The organism is Streptomyces recifensis (assembly GCF_002154615.1).
In the GTDB taxonomy this organism is placed as follows: domain Bacteria; phylum Actinomycetota; class Actinomycetes; order Streptomycetales; family Streptomycetaceae; genus Streptomyces; species Streptomyces griseoluteus.
The window spans coordinates 1-6,247 of sequence record NZ_MUNH01000277.1 but is presented as its reverse complement, the minus strand read 5'-3'; the positions used below and the strand labels follow the sequence as shown (position 1 = coordinate 6,247).

Here is a 6,247-nt window from a genome sequence, read left to right as displayed (position 1 = left end):
GCGGCGGCCGCCGCAGCGGCGGGAGCCGGAGCCGCGCTGCCGCTGTAGCACTCCGTCGCCATTGCGGTATGGACCAATCCCGTGCTGTCTCTTGACAGTTGGATTGGTCCATACCATTTTGGGGGGCGCACTCTCCACAGGCTCGTTCCGCACTTCCCGCACCCCGGTGCACTCCCGAACGCCCCCATACCATCAGGGAGATCGCGTGCGACACATTCTCGGGCGTCCCAGACGCCGGCTTCTCGCCCTGGTCGGCACCGCCGCCCTGGCACTCGGCGGGGCCGTCGCCCTGCCGGGCACCGCCGAGGCGGCCAACGTGCTCACCAACCCCGGCTTCGAGTCGGGCGGCCTGTCCCCGTGGACCTGTTCCGGCAACCTCGGCTCCGTCGTCTCCTCCCCCGTGCACGGCGGCTCCAAGGCGCTGCAGGGCGCGGTGAGTTCGAGCGACACCGCGCAGTGCGCGCAGACCGTCGCCGTGAAGCCGAACACCGCGTACACCCTCAGCGGCTGGGTGCGCGGCTCGTACGTCTACCTCGGGGTGGACGGCGGCGCCTCGACCTGGACCTCGTCCCCGTCGGCGTACAGCCAGCTCACCGTCTCCTTCACCACCGGCGCCTCGCAGACCAGCGCGACCGTGTACGTGCACGGCTGGTACGCGCAGGGCTCCTACCAGGCGGACGACATCAGCCTGGACGGGCCGGGCGGCGGGGGCGGCGGTGACACCCAGGCGCCGAGCACACCGAGCGGCCTCACCTCGACCGGCAAGACCTCGAACAGCGTCTCGCTGCAGTGGAACGCGGCCACCGACAACGTGGGCGTCACCGCGTACGACATCTACAGCGGCTCCAACCAGGTGCTCAGCGTCTCCGGGACGACGGCCACGGTCAGCGGGCTCTCGCCGAGCACCGCGTACACCTTCACCGTGAAGGCGCGGGACGCGGCCGGGAACACCTCCGGCGCCTCCAACGCGGTCTCGGTGACGACGAACGCGGGCTCGGGCGGCGGCACCGGCTTCAAGCAGGCCGCGCCGTATCTGTACGAGGGCTGGGGCGACCCGCCGAACCCGGCGACGGTGATGAACGCGACCGGCGTGAAGTGGTTCACCATGGCGTTCGTACTGGACTCCGGCGGCTGCAACCCGGCCTGGGACGGCAGCCGGCCGCTCACCGGCGGGGCCGACCAGACCGCGATCAACCAGATCCGCTCGGCGGGCGGTGACATCGTGCCCTCCTTCGGCGGCTGGCAGGGCAGCAAGCTCGGCGCCAACTGCTCCTCGGCGAGCGCGCTGGCCGGCGCGATCCAGAAGGTGGTCGACGCCTACTCGCTGAAATCGATCGACATGGACATCGAGAACACGGACGAGTTCGAGAACGAGGCCGTGCAGGCGAGGATCCTCACCGCGCTGAAGACGGTCAAGGCGAACAACCCCGGCCTGAAGACCATCGTCACCTTCGGCACCACGACCACCGGCCCGTCCTACTACGGCAACCGGCTCATCGAGCAGGCCAAGTCGATCGGCGCCGACATCGACGTGTTCACGATCATGCCGTTCGACTTCGGCGGCGGCTCGGACATGTACGGCAACACGGTGAACGCGGCCGAGGGTCTGAAGGCCAAGCTGAAGTCGACCTTCGGCTGGGACGACGCGACCGCCTACTCCCACATCGGCATCTCCGGGATGAACGGTCTGTCCGACCAGCAGGAGAACACCACGCCGGAGATCTGGACCAAGATCCGTGACTGGGGCAACTCGCACCACATCGCCCGGCTCGCCTACTGGGCGGTCAACCGGGACCGGCCGTGCGCCGGCGGCGGTGTGGTGAGCAACTGCTCCGGCATCAACCAGAGCACCTGGCAGTTCACCTCGATCACGGCCGGCTTCACCGGCTGAGCCTCGTACGACCCGCTTGGGGGCCGCTCGGCGGAGCGGCCCCCCTCCGTGTTCACTTCAGATACGCCAGCTCCGGGTGGGCCGCGGTGTAACCGTCGACCAGCCTGCGGGCCACGCTGACCGAGTCGACCAGCGGATGCAGCGCGAACGCCTTCACCGCCGTCTCCCGCGATCCCGACTCGGCGGCGGCCAGCACCTCCCGCTCGACCGCCTTGACCGAGCAGACCAGGCCGGCGGCGTGTCCCGGCAGCGGGTCGGTGGCCAGCGGGTGCGCGCCGTCCGCGCCGACCAGGCAGGGCACCTCGATCACCGCCTCCGCGTCCAGCGCGGTGAGCGTCGAGCGGTTGCGGACGTTGAGGATCAGGGTGGTGCGCTCGTCGCGGGCGACGGCCCGCATCAGGGCGAGCGCCACCTGCTCGTACCCGCCCGACAGATCCTCCTCCTCGCGCTCCCCGGCTCCGGCGCTCTCCCGGTTCTCCGCCATGTACGTCGCCTCGCGCTCGGCGCGGGTGTCCTCCCACGCCCGCAGCGCGGACCCGCCGGGGCGCAGCGCGTCGGTGTAGAACCGGGACTGCTGGTCGCGCAGGAAGGCGCCGCGGGTCCGCTCGGCCTCCTGGTAGGCGCGTACGGTCTCGCGGTTGAAGTAGTAGTAGTGCAGGTACTCGTTGGGGATCGCGCCGAGGGAACGCAGCCACTCGGGGCCGAACAGCCGCCCCTCCTCGAAGGAGCCGAGCCGGTGCGGGTCGGCCAGCAGGCGCGGCAGTTCGTCGCGTCCGGCGACGCGCAGGCCGCGTACCCAGCCGAGGTGGTTGAGGCCGACGTAGTCGACGAACGCCTCGCCCGGATCGGCGCCGAGGGCACGGGCGACACGGCGGCCGAGGCCGACCGGGGAGTCGCAGATGCCGATGACCCGGTCGCCGAGGTACCGGGCCATGGCCTCGGTGACCAGTCCGGCCGGGTTGGTGAAGTTGATGACCCAGGCGTCGGGCGCGAGCCGCGCCACCCGCCGGGCGATGTCGACGGCGACGGGCACGGTCCGCAGCCCGTACGCGACACCCCCCGCGCCCACGGTCTCCTGCCCGAGCACCCCCTCGGCCAGCGCCACCCGCTCGTCCTCGGCCCGCCCGCGCAGTCCGCCGACCCGGATGGCGGAGAACACGAAGTCGGCCCCGCGCAGCGCGTCGTCGAGATCGGTGGTCGCACGCACGGCGGGCGCGTCCGCGACCCCCTCCGCCTGCTCGGCCAGCACCCGCGTCACCGCGTCCAGCCGCCCGGCGTCGACGTCGTGCAGGACGACCTCGGTCACCCGCCCCTCGCCCCAGTCGCCCAGCAGCGCGCCGTACACGAGCGGCACCCGGAACCCGCCGCCCCCCAGAATCGTCAGCCTCATGTCTCACCCTTTCGGCACACCTGCTCCGATCATGGCACGGGGGGCCGGGGGGCCGGTGGGTTGCCGTGATCCACGCAAACACTCCCCCAACGTGGCGAAGAACGCTAACCTCCCGCTGATGACGGTCAGACGACACGCGCTGCTCATCGGCGTGGGTGAAACGCCGGACGCCCAGCGGAGGTTCACCTCCCTCACGGACGTGGTGACGACGGATCTCGACACCATGACCGAGCAGTTGACCGCGTCCGGGTACGGCGTGACGACGCTCGGCCCCGGCGGGGAACGCCCGGTGGACAAGGGCGCCATCACCTCCGCGCTGGAGGCGGCCGCCCACTGGGACTGCGATCTGCTGCTGGTGTACTTCACCGGGCACGGCGTCCATCTGGACGGCCGGGACTATCTGGTGCCCGCCAGCGCCCGCGCGCCCGAGCCGGGTGGGCAGTGGACCGACGGCCAGCGTGAGTCACTGCTGCCCCTGGACGTGTCCCGCTACCTGGCCGGGTGCCGGGCCGAGTCCGTCGTCCTCGTCGTGGACGCCTGCCGTGACGACCAGCCCGAGGAGGACGCGGCCGGCTTCGGCGCGGCCACCGTGCACGCCCCCTCCCGGCGGCTGGCGCTGCTCGTCGGCTGCGCCAAGGGCCAGCGGTGCCATTACGGCTCGCAGGGGAGCCACTTCACGAGTGCGCTGGCAGAGGCCCTGAATCCGCTGACCCCGGAGCGCACCGTGGAGGCGGTGTTCCACCGCGCCCAGGCCCGCACCACAGCGCTGGCCCACCGGCACGGCGGTCACCGGCAGACACCGGTGGTCAGTCCGGCCCCCCACGACGAGGGCCTGTCGGGCTTCCCGGAGCTGTGCGACGGCACGGACATCCCGCTGCGCTGGTCCGAGGCCGTGCGGAAGGCGGGCATCTGGACCGCGCCGGTGGGCGAGGACGGACCGGATTCCGCGATGCGTGACCGGGTCGCCGGGTTCGCGCACCGGTGCGCCACCTCCGTGCTCAGGGACAGCACCCGCTTCACGGACCCCTGGCAGGACTCCGGCCTCCCGGAGCGCGTGCTGCGCCGGGTCGTCCCCGCGCTGCTCCCGCCCGGCCAGGACTGGTCGCCGCTGGAGAAGGGGCTGCTGGCGGGGCTGCCGTTCCTGCGGGAGGCGATGTGGGCGCACAAGCTGAGCCGACTGGCGGAAATAGACCCCTGGGACCTGGACCAGGACCCCCAGGACACCGAGGGCCCGACCCCGATGATGCGTGCCGAGCTGCGCAACATCCACGAGAGCCACCCGCAGCTCCTGCGCAAGGCGCGCGGGCATCACCGGCGCGGCGAGGACGAGGAGTACCGGGCGCTCGCCGCCTGGCTGGCGCACCGCTGGGTGGCGGAGCAGATGGTCGAGGAGCCCGACCCGGGCGGGGTAGGACTGGCCGAAGACCTCGCCACGGCCCTGCTGGGACCCGAGCTGGCGCACAAGGCCGAGCAGCTCCGCTGGCACCTGGTGTCCGCGGTGCGCTTCCTCGCCAACGACCCGCTGGACTCCGCCCAGTACAACGACCTGCTGGGCAGTTCGCCGACTACCCTGACGACGAGTGAGGGCCCCGGCGCCGTGCGCTGGTGGGGCCTGCTCGGGCAGCTGCGCCTCGGCGGGGTGCTCGCCGCCGACGTACGGATGTTCCCCGATGTGCTCCCCGACCATGTGGGCGTAGCGGACCCCATCGTGCCCGGCGATGTGGTGCACGGCCTTCAGCAGGAGCTGGAGTGGACCCGCGAGGACGACGGACTCCACCTCAACATGGTGTGCCGCCACCCCGCTCTGCACGAGAGCCTGGTGGACGTCACCCACCGCGCCGATGAGGTGCTGCGGGCCCTGGCCTCCGCACGGCACCGGCAGCCCGGCGACCTGCTCACGGGGCTGCCCGGCCGGGTCACCGCCCGCGATCTCCAGGCCGCGCGGCAGCAGAACTCCGAGGACCGCGTCTACAGCGTCCCGCTCCTCCGCTTCACCCTGGCCCAGGACGAGATCCGCGAACTGCTCATGGGCCACCAGTTGTACGGGGACCGTTCGCTTGCGGTGCGGGAGCTCTATCAGAACGCCGCCGACGCGTGCCGGTACCGGGCGATGCGATGGGAGTACCTCGACCGCAAAGACCGCGAACCGTACCCGTGGCGGGGCGAGATCCGGATCACCCAGGGCCGGGAGAACACGGCGGACGGACGGCCGGGCCGGGCCTTCATCGAATGCCGGGACAACGGCGTCGGGATGAGCCGGTCCGTGCTGGAACACACCTTCAGCCGGGCCGGCCGCCGCTTCTCACAGACCCGCGCCTTCCGCCAGGAGCAGGCCCGCTGGCTGGCGGAGGATCCGGAGCTGCGGCTCTACCCGTACAGCCGGTTCGGGATCGGCGTGCTCAGCTACTTCATGATCGCCGACGAGGTCTCCCTGGTGACCCGTGAGGTCCGCACGGGCGGCACCACGGCCGGGCAGGCGCTGGTGGTCGACATCTCCAGCAGCAGCGGCCTGTTCCGCATCCGCCCGTACAGCGACAACGACCCGGATCCCATGCGCGAGGGCGGCACCAGGGTCCGGCTGATGCTCAGCGAGCCCGAGCCGGGCGAGGAGCCGCTCTCCATCCTGAAGGTGATGAGCCATCAGGTACGGCTCAGCGAGTACCGGATGACGCTGGAGGAGGACGGCCGTGAACCGCTCGTACGCGAGCCGGACCGGCTGCACCACCCCGCCCCGGAGGACGAGCCCGCCCCGGCCGAACCACTGAACGCACGCGGACCGGTGTGGTGGGTGTCGGGCAACGGCGCGGTGCTCTCGGACGGCATCGTCACCTCCGCCACGCCCTTCGGGTACGTCATCAACCTGTCCGGTCCCCAGGTCCCCAAGCTCAGCGTCAACCGCAACAGCATGCTGGAGTGGGACCGCGAGTGGGCCGGGGAGCAGGTGCGCGCGACCGCCCTCGCCAGCC

3 protein-coding genes are annotated in these 6,247 nt (G+C 71.8%); 2 read left to right on the top strand and 1 reads right to left on the bottom strand.

The annotated features are described in order from the left end of the window. Positions 1-205: 205 nt before the first annotated feature. The gene (locus tag CCN33_RS16415) at positions 206-1,891 is read left to right on the top strand and encodes a carbohydrate binding domain-containing protein (RefSeq protein ID WP_086694351.1); all 1,686 of its coding nucleotides are present in this window, start codon (positions 206-208) and stop codon (positions 1,889-1,891) included. 52 nt (positions 1,892-1,943) lie between these two features. On the opposite strand, the gene CCN33_RS16410 is transcribed toward CCN33_RS16415, so the two are convergent. Further along, the gene (locus CCN33_RS16410) at positions 1,944-3,281 is read right to left on the bottom strand and encodes a 6-phospho-beta-glucosidase (RefSeq protein ID WP_086694350.1); all 1,338 of its coding nucleotides are present in this window, start codon (positions 3,279-3,281) and stop codon (positions 1,944-1,946) included. A gap of 118 nt (positions 3,282-3,399) precedes the next feature. Here CCN33_RS16410 and CCN33_RS16405 point away from each other — a divergent pair. Next, positions 3,400-6,247 (top strand): HD domain-containing protein (locus CCN33_RS16405; protein WP_208621776.1); only part of this gene is annotated, 2,848 nt, incomplete at its 3' end.

Coding starts and splice junctions, on each gene's coding strand:
- CCN33_RS16410 (WP_086694350.1), bottom strand. CDS start 3,281: ATGAGGCTGACGATTCTGGGGGGCGGCGGGTTCCGGGTGCCGCTCGTG.